This window comes from Oleiphilus sp. HI0086 (assembly GCF_001635225.1).
Genome location: NZ_LWFZ01000141.1, coordinates 1 through 1,391, shown reverse-complemented (window position 1 = coordinate 1,391; position 1,391 = coordinate 1). Strand labels below are relative to the sequence as shown.

General features: G+C 44.0%; 2 protein-coding genes. Both read left to right on the top strand.

What is annotated here, in order from left to right; translation table 11 throughout:
* Window positions 1–536, top strand: a 536-nt coding sequence (locus A3756_RS01980; RefSeq protein WP_156490192.1) for a TonB-dependent receptor, incomplete at its 5' end; no start/stop codon positions are given.
* Between the two features lie 3 nt (window positions 537–539).
* Window positions 540–1,391, top strand: an 852-nt coding sequence (locus tag A3756_RS01975) for a sialidase family protein (RefSeq protein ID WP_156490191.1), incomplete at its 3' end; no start/stop codon positions are given.

Below are 1,391 nucleotides of genomic sequence, written 5' to 3'. Positions count from 1 at the left end.
TCGATTTATCGTTGTATTACATGACGATTGATGACTCAATTGTTCGACGAGAAAACATTGATGGAGATCGTTACTACGAAAATGGTGGCGAGACCACGCATCAGGGGGCAGAGTTATCAATACTACAGACCTTAACAGAGGAATTATCCGCACGATTGGCTTATAGCTACTCGGAGCACGAGTATGTGAACGATGAAGATTATGGCGATAACGAGCAAGCTGAGGCGCCTAACAGTTTGGCTAACTTACGTTTGAACTATTCTCCTCAAAAGGTGCAGGGTTTGACGACTTCATTGGAGCTTGAGCATATTGGTGAGTATTGGATGGATGACAATAACACTAAAAAATATGGCGGCTATACGGTTACACACTTAAAAGCACTATATAAAATTTCTGAACAGCTCAAATTGAGCGCTAAGATTAATAACCTGTCGAATAAAGTGTATGCGGAAAATGCCAGCTTCAGTTACGGCAAAGAGAAGTATACACCAGGGGCTCCGCGTCAGTTATTCGCAGGTATTGAGTATCGGTTTTAAGACATGATGACTAAAGAACGCTCAGGTATTTTTTTCATACTGTGCCTTTTGCTTGCACTCTTATTGACCTGCAACCAAGATGCAGAGGCAGCAAAAAAGCATGGAGCAATGAAAAACAGTTTGCTGCCTGAGTGTCAAGGTATGGCACTTCCATCTGTGCATTGTGGACGCGCTCCATCGTATGCCGAGGGTAAGGATAAAGTGTATGTGGTCTTCTCTCAGAATGGCCATATCTACTTATCTTCATCATCAGATGAAGGGCGCAGCTATACGCCTCCTATTGCTGTTAATCGGCGACCTGAAGCGATTTATGATGATGGCGAGAATAGGCCAAAGATCCTGTTGGGAAAACAACAAGAGATCTTTATCTCATGGACGCATAAGACGCCTGGGCGCTATTCGGGGGATGTGCGTTTTGCTCGTTCACTCGATGGCGGTCAAAATTTTTCTGAACCGATTACGATCAACAATGACAAAGCACTAATCGGTCATCGTTTTGATGCGATGCTGATGGATGGTACAGGGCGTTTATATTTATTCTGGATTGATAAACGAGATAAAAAAGCCGCTCGTGACAGGAATCAAGACTACTTAGGGGGATCGATATATTTCACCTACTCTGACGATGTAGGCGCTAGCTTTCAGCCCGATAAAAAGTGGGTTGATCATAGTTGTGAATGTTGTCGTTTGGCCCTAGCAAATGATTCGAACCAAGATGTAGCGATCTTATGGCGGCATGTATTCCCAGGCAGCATTCGAGACCATGCTATTGCCTATGTCAAAGACTGGAAGTCTATGCAGAACGCTCATCCAGCTAAAGCGGCTATAGATAACTGGGTGATTGAAGGCTGTCCT